This window comes from Nonomuraea sp. NPDC026600 (assembly GCF_040638335.1).
Classification (GTDB): Bacteria; Actinomycetota; Actinomycetes; order Streptosporangiales; family Streptosporangiaceae; genus Nonomuraea.
On record NZ_JBEZYD010000007.1, the window covers coordinates 179511 to 197346 of the forward strand.

A 17836-nucleotide genomic window follows, 5' to 3' on the forward strand; every position below is an offset into this window, starting at 1 on the left:
GGCACTCCATGGGGACGCAGGTGGTCACGTTCGTGCTGCGGCCGACCATGTCGTACGGGGCGATCGAGCTGCACGTCCCGGCGGCGTGGCTGGGCCTGCTGGGCGCCAGCTTCGCCATCGCGCCGCTCGTCCTGGCCATTCCCGCCGGTCAGGCCGCCGACCGGTACGGCGAGCGGCGCATGGCCGTGGCGGGGGCGGTGCTGCTCACGGCCGCCTGCGCCGCGTTCCTGGCGTTCGGCCACACGATTCCCGGGTTGATCGCGGGCGGCGTGCTGCTCGGCACGGGACATCTCGGCTGCGTCATCGCCCAGCAGGCGCTGGTGGCCAACGTGACCGTGCCCGGCCGGTACGACACGGCCTTCGGGCACTACACGTTCGCCGCCTCGCTGGGCCAGGCCGCGGGTCCGGTCCTGATCACCGTGTTCGGCGGCGCGCTGGCCATTCCCGACACCGGCCGGATCTATCTGTGGACCTGCGGGCTCGCCGCCGTACTCGTCGTGCTGTCGTTGTTTCTGACCGGCAGCCCGCGGGCCGCCACGCAGGTCGGTGGCGACGGCACCGGGGTTCGCTCGCTGCTGCGGCTGCCGGGTCTCGCGCACGCGATCGTGACGAGCTGCGTGGTGCTGGCCGCGGTCGACATCACGCTCGTCTACCTGCCGGCGCTGGGCACCGAACAAGGGCTCGCCTCGGGCGTGGTGGGGGCCCTGCTGGCGATCCGTGGCGTGGCGTCGATGGGGTCGCGGTTCTTCCTGGGCCGCCTCTCGCGCGCCTTCGGCAGGCGGCGCCTCCTGGTGTTCAGCACCGTGGCGGCGGCCCTGGCCATGGTGGTCACGCCGCTGCCCATGCCGTTGTGGCTGCTGGCCTGCGTGCTGCTGGTCATGGGGTTCGGGCTGGGAGTGGGGCAGCCGATGACCATGTCGTGGCTCGCGGAGTCGGCGCCCGCCGGTCTCCGGGGGCGGGCGATGTCGCTGCGGCTGGCGGGCAACCGTACCGGCCAGATCCTCATCCCGGGCGCGGCCGGACTGGTGGCGGCGGGGGCGGGGGCCGCAGGAGTACTCCTGATCACCGCACTCGGCCTCGGCTGGGCAGGCGTGGCCGCCCGCCGCCTGCCCGTCGACACGTGATCACCGCCAACCGCCTACCGATCTACGCGTGACGCCGTCAGCCACCATCGGTCGATATGTGAGCCCCGTCAGTCGTCCAGGCCGCGGGCGCTGAGGGCCTCGCCGAGTGCGTCGGCGTGCCGCAACGCGCTCACCACCAGCGGTACGGCGAAGGCACGCACGCTCCACTCCACTCCCCTGGCGCGCTGAGCTTCCCGCACCCGGGTGGCCAGGTCGGCCATGACCGGCACGCTGCGGATCGTAAGAGAGAGCAGCAACGACAGCCGGAACGGGTCCAGCCCCACGAACCGCGCGGGCGACAAACAGCGTTCCAGAAACGCCATCATGGCGACCGTCCGCGTCGTCAGGGTGACCAGCCCGGCCAGGGCAACGGCCAGGACGACCCGCGACACCGACGTGATCGCCGACGGCAGGTCCGCGAACACCACCTGCATGGCGAACAGCGCGACAGCGAACCAGCGGACCGGCCGCACCTGCGCCCAGGCCGCCGCCGCACCCACCCGCGCGACGGCGTACAGCACTCCCACCACCAACGCGGCGACCGCCATCGCCACCGGTGCGCGCAGGAGGACGAGCACCGTGCACAAGGCGGCCAGACCCGCGAGCTTGGCCCCCGCGGGGAGGCGATGCAGCGGCGAGTTCCCTGGGACGTAGGCGCCGGTGAGCCCGTTCACGACATGAGCTTCCGGTAGTGGCCGATGGCCGCCCGCGGCGCGGCGTCGGCCACGATCCGTCCCTCGTCCAGCACCAGCAGGCGGTCGAAGTCCTCCAGCAGGGCGAGATCATGGCTGACCACGACCACCTGCTGCGGCAGCTCGCGCAGCACGTCCGCGACCAGCCGGGAATGACGCAGGTCCAGCAGGGTCGTGGGTTCGTCCATGATGAGGATCTCGGGTTCGAGCACCAGGACGGAGCAGAGGGCGAGCAGCTGTTTCTGGCCGCCGGACAACTGGTGGGCGGGGTGGTCGGCGTGGCCCGCCAGGCCGTACCTCTTCAGCACGTCGGCGACTCTGCGCTCGACCTCCTCGCGCGGCAGCTTCCGCCGGCGCAGGGAGAACGCGACGTCCTCGGCCACGGTCGGCATCACGATCTGCGCGTCGGGATCGGTGAACAGGAACCCCACACGCCGCCTGATCCTGGCCGCGTGGCGGCGGGTGTCGTCACCGAGGACGGTGACGGTGCCGGAGGTCGGCAGGACCAGGCCGTTCAGCAGCCGGGCCAGGGTGCTCTTGCCCGAGCCGTTGGCCCCGATCACGCCCACCCGCCGCTCGGGCAGCGCGACCGTGACACCGCACAGCACCTCACGCTGCCCCAGCCGGACCCGCACGTCGTCCAGCTCGATCACGCACACCACCCATACATCTCAACCGGCTCGCTCACTGAATCCACCCACGGATGCCGGCCGTCTCCATCACGGATCCCACTCCGTTCCCGCGCACCGCTCATACCACCTCGAACAGGGCAGCGACTCCGAGGCCGCCACCGACCGCTGCCATCGCCAGCCCCAGCGTTCCCGGCGGCGCGCCCGACCGCACGAGCCGGGTGAACAGCCGCGTGACCACAACGGCTCCGGTCGCCCCCCACGGATGGCCGAGCGCCAGCGCGCCGCCGTCCGCGCAGACCCGCTCCCTGTCGGCGCCGAGCGGGTCGAGCCCGAGCGCGTCGGTGACGGCCAGCGTCTGGGCCGCGAACGCCTCCACGATCTCCACCGCCGCGATCTGTTCCATGCTCACTCCGGTACGGCCGAGCAGCCGCCGTACCGCGGGCACCGGACCCCAGCCGGGCAGGGCGGGATCGCAGCCGACGACCGCTCCGCCCCGCAGCCGGAGTCCGGGCAGCCCGGCTCTGGCCCGCAGCCGTTCCGAGGTGAGGGCGACCACCGCCGCCCCGTCACTGATCGGCGACGAGTTCCCGGCCGTCACCGACCCACCCGGGACGAACGCCGCGGGCAACCGCGACAGCGACGCCGGCCGCATCAGCCGGGGACGCTGGTCCTCCGTCCGGCCGCCGATCTCGACGATCTCCGCCGCGAACCGCCCCGCCTCCCGCGCGGCCACCGCCTTGGCGTTGCTCGCGCCCGCGTAGTCGTCCTGGCGTTCCCGATCCACGCCGCGCGCCGCGGCGAGCGCCTCGGCGGCGGCCCCCATGTCCGGGTCCGGGTGGCCTGCCGGGGTGAAGGGTGCCCGCTCGTACGGCACGTCGGGGCTTCCCCGGTGCGCCCGCAACGGCGCGGTGGAGGCGCTCTCGGCCCCACCGGCGATGACCAGCTCCATGTCCTCACTGGCCACGGCCTGGCCGGCCATCAGGATCGCCGCCAGCCCGCTGCCGCACTGCCGATCCACCGTGACACCGGGAACCGCCTCGCCCAGCCCGGCGCCCAACGCCGAGACCCGCGCCAGGTTCCCGCCGGGACCCATGCAGTTGCCGAGCACCACGTCGTCGATGGGCACGCCGAGGCAGGCGACGTCACGGGCCACCGCCTCGATGACCGGCGCGGCCAGCCTGTCGACCGTCACCTCCTTGAAGGCGTGCCCGGCGGTCCCGATCGCCGTACGGCGTGCGGCGACGATGACCGGCAGGGCCTCTGATGGGAACCGCCGCATCAGGGGAGCCGCCAGAGGTACGGGTCGCCGCCTGCCGGGCGGGCGGCGTCGCCGTCTGCTGAGCGGGCGATGTCACCGTCCGCCCGAGGGGCGATGTCACCATCTGCCAAGCGGGCGACGTCACCGTCCGCCAGGCGGGCGGTGAGGAGGCCGCGGGCCGGCTTGCCTGCCGAGGTGCGGGGCAGGGCGCCCACCGCGTACCAGCGGCGGGGCCGTTGCGCCGCGGCCAGGCCGCCGCGTGCCACGGCCTCGAGCGTGGCCCGCGAGGGCGGCGTCCCGGTGCCCACTTCCACGATGGCCGTGACCACCGCGCCCAGGTCCGGGTGCGGCGAGCCGACCACCACGACGTCGCCCACTCCGCGGACGGTCCTGAGCACCTCCTCGACGTCCTCCGGTACGACCGTGGCCCCGCCGGTCTGGATCGCGCCGTCTCCCCGGCCGCGCAGCCGCAGGACCTCACCCGGCAGGTACGGCTCCGCCACGTCGCCGACGCTCATCCACCCGTCGCCGTCCACCCGCAGCGGCCCCGATGCTCCCGCCAGATAGCCCTCGGCCAGCCAGGGCGACCGGACCCATACCTCGCCGAGCGACTGGCCCGGTGGCGTTCTGACCTGGAGTTCGGTGCCGGGAAAAGGGCGCAGCCCCGCGCCGTCGACGTCGACGGCCACGAAGGACAACTCGGTGGCGCCGTAGTAGGACACCACCCGTACACCGGCATCCGCCGCCCGCTCCCGCAGCCCCGCGGGCAACGCCGCCCCGCCGATCACGACGGTCCGCAGCGGGGCGCCCTCCGGCAGGGCGTCCAGTACGGCCGGCAGGAGGTGCGGCACCAGGTGCGCCACGGTCGCCCGGTCGAGCTGGTCCCCCAGGGACCGGGGTGACCAGCGGCCCGGCACCAGGGCTGTGGCGCCGACGGCCAGCGCGTGCACGGTCGCGAAGCCGTACAGGGACGAGCTCAGGGGCCCGGGCACCAGGACGACGTCGCCGGGCCCGATCCCGGCGAGCTCGTTCACCTGCGGGAACGACGCGGTCCAGGACGCGCGGGTGCGGACCACGGCCCGCGGCCGGCCGGTGCTCCCGGAGCTGAAACACGCCCAGGCCCGATCCCCGGCCTCCGGCCGCGGCCACGCCGCCGCAGGTGTGCCCGCCGCGGCGGATGGCCGCGCACCTCTCTCGGCGGGTGGCACAAGGCCGTCCGCCCCGAGAGCGGCGTTCATCTCACCGAGAGGGCGGCCATCGAGGTGGTCGAGGTAGTCAAGACCGTTGAGGTGGAGGTCCGCTGGGATCGCGGCCCGTACGCGCTCGTCCCACGCCGGGTCGCACAGCAGCGGCGTACCCCCCGCCAGGTCCGTCGCCAGTGCGGCGGTGAGCTGGTCCGCCGGGTCGGCCAGGCTGATCGCGACCAGTGCGCCGCGGCCCATCCCCAGCGCGGCCAGGTGCGTCGCCGTGCCGCGGATCCGTCGGGCGAGCTGTGCGTAACTCAGTTCGCCCGCCGGACCGCACACCGCGAGGCGGTGCGGGTGGTCGGAAGCGTGTCGCAATACCTGTACGGCGACCGGCATGACCGGGTCAGCCCTCCTTGCCGGCGCGGAGCCGTTCGCGATGTACGGCCGGGACGGCGTCAGGGTATGCCCGTTGAGTCCCCCTCGTCACAATCGACGCCAGCACCGCCTTGATCAGGTCACCGGGCAGGAACGTGAGGCTGAACTGCGCCGCCTTGCCCAGCGAGATCCCGCTGACCAGCGCCTGCACCGGGAGGCCGACCAGGTAGATCACCCCCATGCCGCCGACCACACAGGCCACCACCAGCCGTACGACGCTCGGGTGATGACCGCCGCGTTCGACGATCCAGCCGGTCACGGCCGCGCCGGGTACCCAGCCGAGCAGGAAGCCGGCCGACGGCCCCACGAACACGCCCAGCCCCCCACGCCCGCCGGCCAGCAGCGGCAGGCCCGCGGCCACCAGCACGAGCAGGACGGCGACGGCCACGGCGGCCCGCCACGACCCCAGGATCGTGCCCGCCAGCATGACGCCGAACGTCTGCAGCGTGATCGGGACCACGTTGCCGAAGGCGTTCAGGGTGCCCGGCAGGCCGAGCGCGGCGATCAACGCCGCGAAGACGGCGATCCGGGCGATGTCGCCGGTGGGGAAACCGTTCCCCGGTTTGAACTTCGGCATGTCGCCTCCTCCACTCTTGTAGGTGCGCGGATCCGATCTCACACCACAACGTCGCAGAACACGCATGGAGGGATGCCACAACAATCGCCCACGATAGATGTCGCACCCGGAGAGGCGGCATCCGAGTAGGGGCTTGCTCTCGCCAAACATGGGCGGCTGAGCAGACCATCTGTCCATGACGTGGTTCCGGTGGAGACGCGATGAACGGGCGACCGCTCCCCTGTCCCGGGCGGAATTCGACACCCTTCCGGCCAAGGAACGCGCTGAGCCGCACAGCGCGGCCCGAGACAGCCGACGCCACCCTGCTGCAGGTCGGCACGACCATCGGTGTGCTGGGCGGACTGCTGTTGACCGCGCAGGGGCTCAAGAAGATCGTCCAATGGGACCGCCACACGAAGTGGCCGTCACCCTTGGACCTCCGCGCCAGGCGGCGACAGCAGCTGAGAGAATTCTCGGCATGGCCGTCATCCACCACACCTCCACCAAGCCGACCAAGCTGGAACTGCTCACCTCCTGGCTACCCTCCCGGCCGTGGTACTCCGGCGGCGCGGGCGAACCAGAGTTGGCCAAGGCCGGCGGCTTCCGGCTGGACGACCCGCAGGGTGAGGTGGGGATCGAGTTCATGGTGGTCACCGACGCCTCCGGCACTCCGACGACCGCCTACCTGGTGCCGCTCACCTATCGCGGTGCCCCGCTCGACGGGGCGGAGCACGCCCTCGTCGGCACCATGGAGCACGAGGTGCTGGGGCGGCGCTGGGCCTACGACGGCTGCCACGACCCGGTGCTGCTCGCCCAGTTGCCGGCCCTGATCGAGGGCCGGGTCCAGGCACAGGACCAAAACACCAGCGACACCCCCGACCGGGAGGTCACCCGCTCCTACAGCCCTCGTGCCTAGTACCTGATGCAATCCTGCTTGGCCAGAACCAGGCTCAGCCCGGCGACCTTGTTGTTGTTCGACACGTAGAACATGTAGTACGCCTTCTTGCCCGGCACGTCGGCGACGGGGTACCCACCCGGACCGCGCCGCAGATGGGGGTAGGCGGCCTTCAGTTGCGTCCTGGTGGAGCCGAGGCTGATGCCCTGAGGCGTCTTGAGGCCGGGGGGCGCGACGATCATGGCCACGCCGTGCTTCTTGGAGATGTACATCCCCACCCGGTATTCGCCGTACGGGTTCTCCTTGAGGTCCCAGCCCGTGCACCTGGCGGTGTCCCCGACTGATTTGTGGACGATTCTCCCGGTCGCCTTGGCCTTCGTGGCGGTCATGCCGAGCTTCAGGTTCCCGTACCCGTACGGTCCCAGCGTCGCCTTCTGGGCGGCGAGCGCGGCGGGCGCGACGGCGACCGGCACGACACCTCCCGCCAGCGCCGCCACCAGCGCTGAACGGCCGATCCGTAGGGCGGTCGCCTGCATCATGGTGTTTCCTCCTCAATATTTGACTTGATCACCTTAGTGAGAGTCTGGATTGGTTGTGGAGGATTCACGGGGTTACGGGCAAGCGCCTCCGCGCCAGGTGGGCAGGGGCCGGTGACCGGCGGCGACCTCGTACGCGGCCACGGCCATGAGGCGGGTGGAGTCGAGCGTCGGCAGCGGCGACACCTCGGGTGTCACCAGGAGCGGGATCTCGGTGCAGACGAGCGCCACGGCGTCGCATCCTCTGTCCGCCAACCGCGCGATGACACGGACGTACTCCTGCCGCGACTCCTCGGTGAACACGCCGTTCACCAGCTCAGCAAAGATGATCTCGTTGATGATCCGCCGGTCGTCCGCCTCCGGCACCTCGGCCGCGATCCCGCGTGCGGCGAGCGCCTCCGGGTAAAGCCCGCTGTCCATCGTGTACGACGTACCGAGCACAGCGACCTTCGTACGCCCGTCGCGTACCGCCTGGTCGGCGACCACCTCGGCGATGTGCAGGCCAGGCAGGGCGAGATCCGCGCCGGGCCGTTCGAGCGCCAGGTGGGCGGTGTTGTCCGGGCAGGCGAAGAAGTCGGCCCCGGCGCGGGCGAGGCGCTCGACGCTGACGGCCAGTGTGGCCCTGATCGAGTCGTAGTCACCCGCGTCCCAGGCGGGCATGCTGTAGCCGAAGGCGATGTAGTCGAGGGTCACGTCCGGATGCTCGTGCCGGCCCACCCGGCGGAAACCCTCCTGGCAGTAGGCCAGGAAGCACAGGGCCGCGCCTTCGGTGCTGTGGGCGAGGATGCCGAGATGCCGCATGATGATCACTCCTCCGGTGCCGGGAGGAGCATGGCGCTGATCCGCCGGCGGACCGCGTCGCTCACCGGCACCTGGACGACCATCACCAGGTCGGGGCGCTCGACCAGGCGGAGCTGGAACATCTCCAGCTCGACCCGCCCGGCCTCGGGATGATCGAGTTCGATCGTCGCGGGTCTGAAGGTGCGGACGGGGTACTCGGTCCACCACTCCCGGAACTCCGGGCTCTCCGCGGTCAGCCCGGCCACGATGTCCGCGAACCGCGGGTCGTCCGGTCGCTGCCCGGCCATGGCCCGGAACTGGCTGAGAACGGCCCGCGCCGCCGGCTCCCATCGGGTCATGCGGGCCCGGTTCTCCTCATCGGTGAACATCATCCACACCAGGTTGCGCCGGTCAGGCGGAAAGCTATCCGGATCGTGGCGGATCAGCGCGTACGGCCGGTTCCATGCCAGGTAGTCGAAATGGCCGTCATAGATCGAGGCGATGTTCGGCGCCGAGGCGTCGACCAGGCGACGCAGTCGCGGGCGTACATCATCGGTGGGGGTTCGCCGGTCCGGGGCGGCGAGGCCGGCGAGGTCGCGGAGGTGGCGGTGGTGGTCCGGGCCGAGCAGCAGCGCGCGGGCCAGCGCGTCGATCACCTGAGCCGACGCGGAGATGTTCCGGCCCTGCTCGAGCCAGGTGTACCAGGTGACGCCGACGCCGGACAGCTCGGCGACCTCCTCGCGCCGGAGGCCGGCGGTCCGGCGGCGCCCCGGTATGCCGTCTTCCGGCAACCCCACGTCGGCCGGCCGCAGCCGGGCCCGCCGCGCGCGCAGGAACGCACCCAGCTCGGCGCGCCGCGCCGGCTGTCCGCTGTCGTGGCCGCTTCCCACAGCGCTCCCCTGGACGGTGAACCGACCGGCAGGCTAGCAGGATCTGTACCAGGATCGACCGCCTCTTCGTAGCTAGCCTGATCTTTGTCACTGCGGGGCGAAGGAGGGGACATGGCACAGCAAAAGGGGCCGGTGCTGGTGATCGGGGCCACCGGCCAGCAAGGGGGCGCGGCCGCGCGCCAGTTACTCGATCGTGGGTGGGAGGTTCGCGCTCTGGTACGGGATGCCGGCTCGCCGGGCGCCGAATCGCTGCGGACGGCGGGGGCCACTCTCGTCACCGGCGACCTGGACGACCCGGCGTCGCTCCGGGCGGCGATGGACGGCGCGTACGGCGTCTTCCTGGTGCTGACCATGCTCACCGGCCCCAAGGTGACCCCTGAAGGGGTGGCGGCCGAGGAACGGCGCGGCACGGCGGTGGCCGAGATCGCCAAGGAGTCCGGCATCGGGCACCTGGTCTACAGCTCGATCAGCGGCGCGGGCCTGGTGAGCGACATCCCTTACTACGACAGCAAGGCCCGCATCGAGGAACGCATCGACCTGCTCGGGCTGCCGGCCACCGTCCTGCGGCCCGTCATGTTCATGGAGAACTTCACCTCCCTCACCCGCCCGGTCGTGAACGGCGACGAGCTGGTGGTCAACCTCGCCGTACGGCCGGAGACGCGGGTACGGCTGATCGCGATGCGGGACATCGGGGCGTTCGTCGCGGTCGCGTTCGACCAGCCCGGCGCGTTCATCGGCCGGACACTCGAGATCGCCGGAGACTGCCTGTCCGCTCAGGCGATCGCCGAGGCCTTCGGCCGGGCCTGTGGCCTGCCCGCCCGCTTCCATCAGGTGCCCATCGAACAGATACGGGCCTTCGACGACCAGGTGGCCAAGATGTTCGCCTGGCTCGGCGAACGCGACGACGACGAACCCGACTTCCCGGCGCTGCGGGCCGCCCACCCGGGCCTTTTGACGCTGGAGAACTGGCTGGACACGACCGGGTGGAAGCCATGACCGACGGACTGCTGCTCCCGCCCGGCGCCGGATCCCGGATCCAGACCGCCGGCATCACGCTCAAGGTGGGTGCGGAGCGGTCGGCGAGCTGGTCCGTGTTCGAGGCCGACGTCGCACCGGGATTCGACGTCGGGGCGCACCTGCACCACAACGTCGAGGAGGTGTTCTACGTCCTCCAGGGGGAGCTCGAACTGCTCGCCTTCCATCCCCGCGAGAAGACCGACGGCGACTGGCGGACCTGGGAGTCGGACGCCGGCACGCCGGTGTTCAAAGGCGGTCCGGGGAGCGTCATGTTCGTGCCCGCCGGCTGCCCGCACGCCTTCTTCAACCCCGGCCCCGAGCCCGCGCGGATGCTCTTCCTCGTCTCCCCGTCCGGCCACGAGCACTACCTGCGCGAACTCGCCGACCTGATAACCGCCGGCGGGCCACCCGATCAGGAGGCGATCGCGGCGCTACGGACCCGCCACGACATCCACCAGCTCACGCCCCTCGCGAACCGCCGATAGCCGCAGCCCGGTCCTACCGCAGCAGCTCGGAGATCCGCGCCTGGTCCCGGTCGGTGGGGGTGAAGGTGACGAGCTTGTGCTCGGGTTCGTCGGCGAGCTGGAGGACGACGTGGTGCAACTCGAGCTCCCCGAGGGCCGGATGGCGCAGCCGCTTGGTGCCGGAGGCCAGAGGTACGACCTTGTGCTGCGGCCACCACTCCCGCACCTCGGGGCTCGCCGCGTGCAGGCGGTCGAGCAGCGAGCTGAAGGCGAGGTCGCCGGGGTGCCGGGCCGCGGCCGTGCGGAAGCGGCCGAGCAGCGCGGAGGCCTCGCCCGGCCAGTCGACCATGACCTGCCGGGCGCCGGGATCGGTGAACATCCACCAGAGCATGTTGCGAGCCTCCGGCGGGCGAGCCGGCCAGTCGGTCCACAACGCCCGCGCGGCCCGGTTGGCGGCCAGTACGTCGAAGCACCGGCCGGTGACGTAGGTCGGGCACGGGTCGAGCCGGTCGACGAGTGAGACGACGACAGGTGAGAGCGATTCGGCGACGGCGGGCGTCTCGGCGGGCGGGGCACCGTGGATGAGCTCATGGACATGGCCGCGCTCGGCGGCGTCGAGGCGCAGCGCCACCGCGAGCGCGTCGAGCACCTGGCGCGACGGGCGCACCTCGCGGCCCTGCTCCAGGTAGGTGTAGTACGTCGAGGATACGGCCGCGAGCTGGGCCACTTCCTCCCGGCGCAGTCCGCGGGTCCGCCGCCGGGTCCCCGTGGGCAGGCCGACGTCGGCGGGCTGAAGGCGCTCGCGGCGGGAACGGAGCAGGTCTCCCAGCTCTCTGGCCCGGATCGCGGATTGCGACATCCTGGTACTTCCATTACTAGAAACAACACCCTGTGGATACCAGAATAAACCGGCTCTACGGTGAACGCCATGAACGTACGAACCCTCGGGCCGGAAGGTCTCACCGTCTCGGCAGTCGGCCTCGGCTGCATGGGCATGTCGCAGGGCTACGGGCCGGCCGACGATGCCGAGTCGATCGCCACCCTGCACCGGGCCATCGACATCGGCGTCACCTTCTGGGACACCGCCATGAGCTACGGCCGTGGCCACAACGAGCAGCTGCTCGGCCGGGCGCTGGCCGGGCGCCGGGACGAGGTGGTCCTGGCCACCAAGTTCGGCATCATCCGCGGCGACGACGGCGGACGACGGGTCGACGGCCGGCCCGAGAACGTCCGCGCCTACTGCGAGGCGTCACTGGCCCGGCTGGGCGTCGGCCACATCGACCTGTACTACCAGCACCGCGTCGACCCGCAGGTGCCGATCGAGGAGACCGTCGGCGCCATGGCGGAGCTGGTCGCCGAAGGCAAGGTCCGCCACCTCGGGCTGTCGGAGGCGAGCCCCGGCGAGCTCGAGCGGGCGGCCGCCACCCATCCGATCAGCGCGGCGCAGTACGAATGGTCGCTGTGGTGGCGTGACATCGAGGACGATGTGCTGCCCACCGCCCGCCGGCTGGGCATCGGGCTGGTCCCCTACAGTCCGCTCGGCCGCGGCTTCCTGGCCGGCGCCGTCAGCACGGACACCCTCGGAGCCGGCGACTTCCGTCTCGGCGATCCGCGATTCCAGGACGAGAGCCTGGAGCGCAACCGGGCGCTGGCCACCGAGGTGCGGCGGCTGGCCGCCGAGCGCGAGGTGACTCCGGCTCAGCTCGCGCTCGCCTGGCTGCTGGCCCAGGGCGACGACGTCGTCCCGATCCCCGGGACCCGGCGCGCCGCACGTCTGACGGAGAACGCCGGCAGTGCCGAGATCGTCCTGTCTCCCGCCGACCTCGACCGGCTGGAGGCGGCCGTACCCCGGTCGGCCTGGTCGGGAGACCGCCAGTCGTTCGCCGCCCACCGGACGGTCCGGACCTCGGTATGACCATGTGAACGATGTGCCGCGCCGCCACGGCGCCTAGACTTCGCGACCGTGGCAGGCATTGTTTTCAGGCAGCTCACCGGAGTGCTGGCCGGGCTGGTCACCGGAGCCGCGGCCCTCGCCCTGCTGGCCTTCGCCTGGCCGTACCGGAGCAGGTGGGCGCCGCGGATGGTGACGCTGGAGCGGGCCCGGCTGGCCGCCTGGTTCGGGCAGGAGACCGACGGGTCCGCCTCCGGTCACGGCTATCTCGCGCTGCGTGCGCTGGTCGGGGTGTTCGGGGGTTACCTCGCGGTGGCGCTGCTGTTCCTCGCCCTGCTGTTCCTGGGCGGCAGCATATGGGTGGTGTTCTCCGGCGATTACGCCCCGGTGGCGCTGGACCTGCCGGGCATCAGGCTGTCGATGCACAGCTGGGCGGTCGGCCTGGCCTGCGGGGTGCTGATGCTGGCGCTGGGCGCGTTCTGGTGCCGCCTGCTGGTGGCGACCGAGCGGCGGCTGGCCGTACGCTTCCTCGGTCCCGGGCCGCAGGAGCTGATGCGGCGGCGCATCGCCGAGCTGACCGTCACCCGTTACGGCATCGTGCGGGTGGTCGACGACGAGCGGCGCAGGATCGAGCGCGACCTGCACGACGGCGTGCAGCAGCGCGGCGTGGCGCTGGCCATGCTGCTCGGGCGGGCCCGGCACAGCCCCGCCGGGGCCGCCGAGCTGGTGGACCAGGCGTACGCCGAGTCGCGGCAGCTCCTCGACGAACTGCGTAGCGTGGCGTGGCGGATCTACCCGACGGCACTCGACGAGCTGGGCCTGCGCACGGCGCTGGCCGGTGTCGCCGAACGGTCGTGCGTGCCGGTGACCGTCGAATACGGGCTGGCCGGGCGGCCCGTCTCCGAGGTGGAGACCGCACTCTACTTCGTGGCCAGGGAGGCGATCACCAACGCGGTCAAGCACGCGCGGGCGAGTGACATCCTGGTCGTCCTGAGCGAGGACGAACGGGCGGTACGCCTGGTGGTCTCCGACGACGGCCGGGGCGGCGCCGACCCGGCGGGCGGCGGGCTGTCGGGGCTGGCCAGGCGGGTGATGGCGCTCGACGGCCGGTTCGAGGTCGACAGCACGCCCGGCGGCGGCACCCGGATCTGCGCGACCCTCCCGAAGGAGGGACAGTGCGGCTGACCGGGACCCGCCGTGTGACGCCGCCGGAGGAGGGGACGTGCGGCTGATTCTCGCCGACGATGCCGTGCTGCTGCGTGAGGGCCTGATCAGGCTGCTGGAGGATGCCGGGCACGAGGTCGTGGCCGCGACCGGCGACGCGGAGTCCCTGCTCGCGGCGGTGGCCGAACACCAGCCGGAGATCGCGGTGGTGGACGTCCGGATGCCGCCCACCCACTCCAACGAGGGGCTCCGCGCGGCGCTGGAGATCCGCGAACGCTGGCCCTCGGTGGGCGTGCTGGTCCTGTCGCAGTACGTGGAGAAGACGTACGCGGCCAAACTGCTCTCCGGGGTCACCGAGGGCATGGGCTATCTGCTGAAGGACCGGGTGTCGGAGGTGGCGGACTTCCTGGGGTCGCTGGAGCGGATCCGCGAGGGCGGGACCGTCATCGACCCGGAAGTGGTCAAGCAGCTCCTCGCCCGCACCACCCACGTGGACCCGCTGCGTACGCTCAGCGAACGCGAGTCGCAGGTGCTGCGGCAACTCGCCCAGGGCTATACCAACGCCGCGATCTCCACGAACCTCCACATCTCCCTCAGCACGGTGGAGAAGCACGTCAACGCCATCTTCGACAAGCTCGGCCTGCCCGTGACCCCCACCTACAGCAGACGGGTGCTGGCGATCCTGCGCCACCTCGACGGCTGAGCGCCCTCAGGCGAGCCGGGCGGCGCGCGACTCCAGATAGCGCTGCTCGGGGAGGCTGAGCGTGCGGCGGGCGGCCAGCTCGTACTGGGTGCGCGCCGCCTCCCGGTCGCCCGCGAGGTCGAGCAGATGCGCGCGTACGGCCAGCACCCGGTGATGCCCGGCGAGCGCCGGATCGGTCTCCGCCTTCGCCAGCCGCTCCAGCCCGGCCTCCGGCCCGTGGACCATGGCGACGGCGACGATCCGGTTGAGCGTGACCATCGGGCCCGGCGCGATGCCGTCGAGCAGGTCGTACAGGGCGAGGATCTGCCGCCAGTCGGTGTCCTCGGCCCGCGGCGCCTCGTCGTGCACGGCCGCGATCGCGGCCTGCACCTGGTAGGGGCCGATCGGCGCGGTGGCCAGCGTCTTGGTGATCAGCTGGGCGCCTTCGGCGATGGCCGCGGCGTCCCATCGGCCGCGGTCCTGCTCGGCCAGCGGCACCAGCCCGCCGTCGGGCCGGGTGCGCGCGGGGCGGCGGGCGTCGGTGAGCAGCATGAGGGCGAGCAGCCCCGCCACCTCACCGTCGCCGGGCAGGCGGTCGTGCAGCTGCCTGGTCAGGCGGATGGCCTCGCTGGACAGTTCGACGCGGTGCAGCGTGCCGCCCGAGCTGGCGGTGTAGCCCTCGTTGAAGATCAGGTACAGCACGTGCAGCACCGCGCCCATCCGCTCGGCCTGCTCAGCCTCCGGAGGCAGCGTGAACTCGGCGCCGCTGCCCTTGATCCGCTGCTTGGCGCGGCTGATGCGCTGCGCCACGGTCGGCTCGGGCACCAGCAGCGCGCGGGCGATCTCCGCGGTGGTCAGCCCGCCGACGGCCCGCAGCGTCAGCGCCACCTGGGAGACCGGGGTGAGCACGGGATGGCAGCAGAGCAGCAGCAGCGTGAGCGTGTCGTCCACGGCGGGCGCCGGATCCGGCTCCGGCGGCGCCAGCGCGGCGGCGTTCTCCTCCCTGCGCCGTCGCGCGGACTCGCTGCGCCACAGCTCGATCCGCCGGCGGGCGGCGACGGTGATCAACCAGCCCTTGGGGTTGTCGGGCACCCCCTCGCCGGGCCACTGGACGGCGGCCGCCAGCAGTGCCTCCTGCACGGCGTCCTCGCACAGGTCGAAGTCGCCGTAGCGCCGCACGACCGCGCCGAGGACCTGCGGCGCCAGCTCTCGCAGCAGCCCTTCCAAGATTCCCCCTTGAAAACGTGTCGAATCCGGCCATCCGGCTTCTATGTCCCCGATGACGGAAGGAAACCATCATGTTCGAGAACACCAGAGCCTTCAGCGGCTTCTCCACCAACGACATCCCGGCCGCCAAGCGGTTCTACGGCGAGACGCTCGGCCTGCGCGTCTCCGAGGACCACGGGATCCTCACCCTGCACATCGCGGGCGACCGCGACACGATCGTCTACCCGAAGCAGGACCACACGCCGGCGACGTTCACCATATTGAACTTCCCCGTCAGCGACATCGACGAGGCGGTGGACGAGCTGGTGGCGCGCGGGGTCGTTTTCGAGCGGCTGGAAGGCACGGACGACAAGGGCGTCAACCGCGTGAGCGGCCCGCTGATCGCCTGGTTCAAGGACCCGGCGGGCAACTGGCTGTCGGTGATCCAGCTCGGCTGACCTCACGAACTGTTCAGATAGGCGAGTACGGCCAGGACCCGGCGGTGTCCGCCGTCGGCCGGAGGCAGGCCGAGCTTGGCGAAGATGTTGCCGATGTGCTTGTGCACGGCGTTGTCGGTGACGAACAGCCGCTTGCCGATCTCGGTGTTGCCGAGCCCCTGGGCCATGAGGGTGAGCACTTCGCGTTCGCGGTTGGTGAGGGCGTCGATCGTGCTCCCTGCCATGAGCTGGACGATGACCTCCGGGTCCATGACGGTGCCGCCGTCGGCGACCCGGCGCAGGTCGCCGACGAACTCGCTGACCCGGCTCACCCGGTCCTTCAGCAGGTAGCCGACGCCGCCACGGCCGTCGGAGAGCAGCTCCCTGGCGTACACCTTCTCCACGTACTGCGACAGGACCAGCACCGGCAGGCCGGGGTGCGCGCGCCGGATCTCCAGCGCGGCGCGGATGCCCTCGTCGCGGAACGACGGAGGCAGCCGCACGTCGGCGATGACGGCGTCGGGCCGGTGCTCGTCCACGGCCGCCACCAGGCCCGGCTCGTCGGTGACGATGGCGGCGACCTCGATCCCCTTGCTGCCCAGCAGTAGTTCCAGGCCGGCGGAGAGCAGGACGTTGTCCTCGGCGATCACGACGCGCACGGCAGCTCCACGGTGATGGCGGTGGGGCCGCCGGCCGGGCTGGAGACGAGCACGGTGCCGTCGAGCGCGGCCACCCGGCGGCGGATGCCGACGACGCCGGTGCCGAGCGCCTCGTTCACGCCGCCGATCCCGTCGTCGGTCACCTCGACCAGCAGCCGGCCGCCGTCGCGGGTCAACCGGACCAGGACCCGGGTGGCGCCGCTGTGCTTGGCGGCGTTGGTGAGCGTCTCGGCCACGATGAAGTAGGCGGCGGCCTCCACGGAGGCGGGCAGCTTACCCAGCTCACCGCCCCGCGCCTCCTCGCCGCCATGCGGCCCGTGCGAGGTTCCGCCGCGCCGCGACGCTCCCCCGGCGCTCAGGTCCTGGAGCTCGACCTCGGCCGGGACGCCCGCCCGCGCCGTCAGTGCGGCCAGCGCCCCTTCGAGTCCGCGGTCGGCCAGGATCGGCGGGTACATCGTCCTGATCACCTCGCGCAGCTCGGTCATGGCCTCCTCGGCTCCTTCGTGCGCCTCCTGGAGCAGCTTGGCGAGGGCTCCGGCGTCGTCGGGCAGCGACTCCCTGGCCACTCCCAGCCGCATGGCGATCGCCACCAGCCTGGCCTGCGTACCGTCGTGCAGATCCCGCTCGATGCGGCGCAGCTCGGCGCCGTGGGCGTCGAGTACGCCGGCCCGGCTCTCGGTCAGCTCACCGACGCGTTCTGTCAGCAGTTCCTCGGCCGTGGGCTCCAGCGCGGCCACGCACCCGCGCGCGTGGAAGCCCGCCAGCCGCGGCACCGCCCACCAGGACAGCGCCCCGAAGCCCGCGACCGACACGGCGGCCAGCCCCAGCGCGCTCCCCCACCCGGTCACCGGGATCCCGGCCAGCAACCGCAGCGGCTCGTCGGCGGGGAAGAGCCACCACAGCGGAGCCGCCACCACCGTGAACACCGGGGTGCCGACGAGGGCCAGCCCGGCCAGCCCGGCCGGGATACCGGTGACGATCTGGCGCAGCGTCCAGCGGGCGTCGCGCCTGACCTCGGGATCGTCGAGCACCTGCCGCCACTGGGCGCGCAGCCCCTTGCCCAGCACCAGGTCTCGCGGGGTCACTGTGACGCCGAGGTACGCGGCGGCGCGGCGGCGGTGCCATTCGGCCCAGCGTCGCAGCACGACCGTCGCCCGGGGGAAGGCGAAGAGCCCGAGCCCGGCGATGCCGGACGACAGCGCCACCACCGCCAGGAGCGGTGGCGCGAACAACGTGGCAACGGCGGACGGCAGGCCGCCCAGGAGGTATCGAGTCCCCCGCAATAGCTCTCGCATGCCCCAAAGTGTCCTCAATCATGGACGTGCTCCGCA

At 72.1% G+C, this 17836-nt stretch carries 20 protein-coding genes; 8 read left to right on the top strand and 12 right to left on the bottom strand.

All coding sequences use genetic code 11. The annotated features are described in order from the left end of the window. The first annotated feature begins 8 nt into the window (after positions 1-8). The gene (locus AB0F17_RS19095; RefSeq protein ID WP_358024350.1) at positions 9-1124 is read left to right on the top strand and encodes an MFS transporter; all 1116 of its coding nucleotides are present in this window, start codon (positions 9-11) and stop codon (positions 1122-1124) included. 68 nt (positions 1125-1192) lie between these two features. Here the strand turns inward: AB0F17_RS19095 and AB0F17_RS19100 are convergent, their stop codons facing one another. From AB0F17_RS19100 to AB0F17_RS19120, 5 genes are all read right to left on the bottom strand, one after another. Beyond that, positions 1193-1798, bottom strand: a complete 606-nt coding sequence (locus tag AB0F17_RS19100) for an energy-coupling factor transporter transmembrane protein EcfT (protein WP_358024353.1) — start codon at positions 1796-1798, stop codon at positions 1193-1195. Continuing rightward, a complete protein-coding gene (locus tag AB0F17_RS19105) occupies positions 1795-2469 on the bottom strand; it encodes an ABC transporter ATP-binding protein (protein WP_358024357.1) in 675 nt (224 codons plus the stop codon). The genes AB0F17_RS19100 and AB0F17_RS19105 overlap by 4 nt, the downstream gene beginning before the upstream one ends. A gap of 97 nt (positions 2470-2566) precedes the next feature. Continuing rightward, positions 2567-3727, bottom strand: a complete 1161-nt coding sequence (locus AB0F17_RS19110) for a thiolase family protein (RefSeq protein WP_358024360.1) — start codon at positions 3725-3727, stop codon at positions 2567-2569. Then, on the bottom strand, positions 3727-5289 hold the full coding sequence (locus tag AB0F17_RS19115) for a class I adenylate-forming enzyme family protein (protein WP_358024363.1): 1563 nt from the start codon (positions 5287-5289) through the stop codon (positions 3727-3729). The genes AB0F17_RS19110 and AB0F17_RS19115 overlap by 1 nt, the downstream gene beginning before the upstream one ends. A gap of 7 nt (positions 5290-5296) precedes the next feature. Continuing rightward, positions 5297-5905 carry a biotin transporter BioY gene (locus tag AB0F17_RS19120; RefSeq protein ID WP_358024366.1) on the bottom strand — a complete coding sequence of 203 codons (609 nt, stop codon included), beginning with the start codon at positions 5903-5905 and terminating at the stop codon, positions 5297-5299. Between the two features lie 457 nt (positions 5906-6362). On the opposite strand from AB0F17_RS19120, the gene AB0F17_RS19125 reads away from it, so the two are divergent. Then, positions 6363-6800 (top strand): 1,4-alpha-glucan branching protein, encoded by a 438-nt coding sequence (locus AB0F17_RS19125; protein WP_358024369.1) that lies wholly within the window; start codon positions 6363-6365, stop codon positions 6798-6800. Here AB0F17_RS19125 and AB0F17_RS19130 read toward each other — a convergent pair. From AB0F17_RS19130 to AB0F17_RS19140, 3 genes are all read right to left on the bottom strand, one after another. Further along, positions 6797-7318 (bottom strand): hypothetical protein, encoded by a 522-nt coding sequence (locus tag AB0F17_RS19130; protein WP_358024372.1) that lies wholly within the window; start codon positions 7316-7318, stop codon positions 6797-6799. The genes AB0F17_RS19125 and AB0F17_RS19130 overlap by 4 nt on opposite strands. A 72-nt stretch (positions 7319-7390) precedes the next feature. Beyond that, positions 7391-8116: an amino acid racemase gene (locus tag AB0F17_RS19135; RefSeq protein WP_358024374.1), complete on the bottom strand. Its 726-nt coding sequence runs from the start codon at positions 8114-8116 to the stop codon at positions 7391-7393. Positions 8117-8121: 5 nt separating this feature from the next. Beyond that, positions 8122-8985, bottom strand: a complete 864-nt coding sequence (locus tag AB0F17_RS19140) for a helix-turn-helix transcriptional regulator (protein ID WP_358024378.1) — start codon at positions 8983-8985, stop codon at positions 8122-8124. Positions 8986-9096: 111 nt separating this feature from the next. Between AB0F17_RS19140 and AB0F17_RS19145 the strand changes: the two genes are divergently transcribed. Together AB0F17_RS19145 and AB0F17_RS19150 are read left to right on the top strand one after the other, a co-directional pair. After that, positions 9097-9981, top strand: a complete 885-nt coding sequence (locus AB0F17_RS19145; RefSeq protein WP_358024381.1) for an NmrA/HSCARG family protein — start codon at positions 9097-9099, stop codon at positions 9979-9981. Then, complete coding sequence (locus AB0F17_RS19150) at positions 9978-10487, top strand: cupin domain-containing protein (protein WP_358024384.1); 510 nt, start codon at positions 9978-9980, stop codon at positions 10485-10487. The genes AB0F17_RS19145 and AB0F17_RS19150 overlap by 4 nt, the downstream gene beginning before the upstream one ends. 13 nt (positions 10488-10500) lie before the next feature. Here AB0F17_RS19150 and AB0F17_RS19155 read toward each other — a convergent pair whose 3' ends face one another. Next, positions 10501-11325, bottom strand: a complete 825-nt coding sequence (locus tag AB0F17_RS19155; protein WP_358024387.1) for a helix-turn-helix transcriptional regulator — start codon at positions 11323-11325, stop codon at positions 10501-10503. A gap of 69 nt (positions 11326-11394) precedes the next feature. Between AB0F17_RS19155 and AB0F17_RS19160 the strand changes: the two genes are divergently transcribed. The 3 genes from AB0F17_RS19160 to AB0F17_RS19170 are packed head-to-tail and all read left to right on the top strand — an operon-like array spanning position 11395 to position 14224. Then, entirely contained in the window at positions 11395-12381 is a 987-nt protein-coding gene (locus AB0F17_RS19160) for an aldo/keto reductase (RefSeq protein ID WP_358024390.1), read from the top strand. Positions 12382-12429: 48 nt separating this feature from the next. Further along, positions 12430-13542 carry a sensor histidine kinase gene (locus tag AB0F17_RS19165; protein WP_358024393.1) on the top strand — a complete coding sequence of 371 codons (1113 nt, stop codon included), beginning with the start codon at positions 12430-12432 and terminating at the stop codon, positions 13540-13542. Positions 13543-13579: 37 nt separating this feature from the next. Further along, positions 13580-14224 (top strand): response regulator transcription factor, encoded by a 645-nt coding sequence (locus AB0F17_RS19170; protein ID WP_358024396.1) that lies wholly within the window; start codon positions 13580-13582, stop codon positions 14222-14224. Positions 14225-14230: 6 nt separating this feature from the next. Here AB0F17_RS19170 and AB0F17_RS19175 read toward each other — a convergent pair whose 3' ends face one another. After that, positions 14231-15433, bottom strand: a complete 1203-nt coding sequence (locus tag AB0F17_RS19175; protein ID WP_358024958.1) for a DUF6596 domain-containing protein — start codon at positions 15431-15433, stop codon at positions 14231-14233. 68 nt (positions 15434-15501) lie between these two features. On the opposite strand from AB0F17_RS19175, the gene AB0F17_RS19180 reads away from it, so the two are divergent. Then, complete coding sequence (locus AB0F17_RS19180; RefSeq protein WP_358024399.1) at positions 15502-15867, top strand: VOC family protein; 366 nt, start codon at positions 15502-15504, stop codon at positions 15865-15867. A 2-nt stretch (positions 15868-15869) separates the two neighbouring features. On the opposite strand, the gene AB0F17_RS19185 is transcribed toward AB0F17_RS19180, so the two are convergent. Beyond that, positions 15870-16505: a response regulator transcription factor gene (locus tag AB0F17_RS19185; RefSeq protein WP_358024402.1), complete on the bottom strand. Its 636-nt coding sequence runs from the start codon at positions 16503-16505 to the stop codon at positions 15870-15872. Then, the gene (locus AB0F17_RS19190) at positions 16493-17800 is read right to left on the bottom strand and encodes a sensor histidine kinase (RefSeq protein ID WP_358024405.1); all 1308 of its coding nucleotides are present in this window, start codon (positions 17798-17800) and stop codon (positions 16493-16495) included. The genes AB0F17_RS19185 and AB0F17_RS19190 overlap by 13 nt, the downstream gene beginning before the upstream one ends. Positions 17801-17836 lie beyond the last annotated feature (36 nt).

Coding starts and splice junctions, on each gene's coding strand:
- AB0F17_RS19180 (WP_358024399.1), top strand. CDS start 15,502: ATGTTCGAGAACACCAGAGCCTTCAGCGGCTTCTCCACCAACGACATC.
- AB0F17_RS19110 (WP_358024360.1), bottom strand. CDS start 3,727: ATGCGGCGGTTCCCATCAGAGGCCCTGCCGGTCATCGTCGCCGCACGC.
- AB0F17_RS19135 (WP_358024374.1), bottom strand. CDS start 8,116: ATGCGGCATCTCGGCATCCTCGCCCACAGCACCGAAGGCGCGGCCCTG.
- AB0F17_RS19155 (WP_358024387.1), bottom strand. CDS start 11,325: ATGTCGCAATCCGCGATCCGGGCCAGAGAGCTGGGAGACCTGCTCCGT.
- AB0F17_RS19190 (WP_358024405.1), bottom strand. CDS start 17,800: ATGCGAGAGCTATTGCGGGGGACTCGATACCTCCTGGGCGGCCTGCCG.
- AB0F17_RS19150 (WP_358024384.1), top strand. CDS start 9,978: ATGACCGACGGACTGCTGCTCCCGCCCGGCGCCGGATCCCGGATCCAG.
- AB0F17_RS19095 (WP_358024350.1), top strand. CDS start 9: ATGGGGACGCAGGTGGTCACGTTCGTGCTGCGGCCGACCATGTCGTAC.
- AB0F17_RS19120 (WP_358024366.1), bottom strand. CDS start 5,905: ATGCCGAAGTTCAAACCGGGGAACGGTTTCCCCACCGGCGACATCGCC.
- AB0F17_RS19130 (WP_358024372.1), bottom strand. CDS start 7,318: ATGATGCAGGCGACCGCCCTACGGATCGGCCGTTCAGCGCTGGTGGCG.
- AB0F17_RS19115 (WP_358024363.1), bottom strand. CDS start 5,289: ATGCCGGTCGCCGTACAGGTATTGCGACACGCTTCCGACCACCCGCAC.
- AB0F17_RS19160 (WP_358024390.1), top strand. CDS start 11,395: ATGAACGTACGAACCCTCGGGCCGGAAGGTCTCACCGTCTCGGCAGTC.
- AB0F17_RS19125 (WP_358024369.1), top strand. CDS start 6,363: ATGGCCGTCATCCACCACACCTCCACCAAGCCGACCAAGCTGGAACTG.
- AB0F17_RS19145 (WP_358024381.1), top strand. CDS start 9,097: ATGGCACAGCAAAAGGGGCCGGTGCTGGTGATCGGGGCCACCGGCCAG.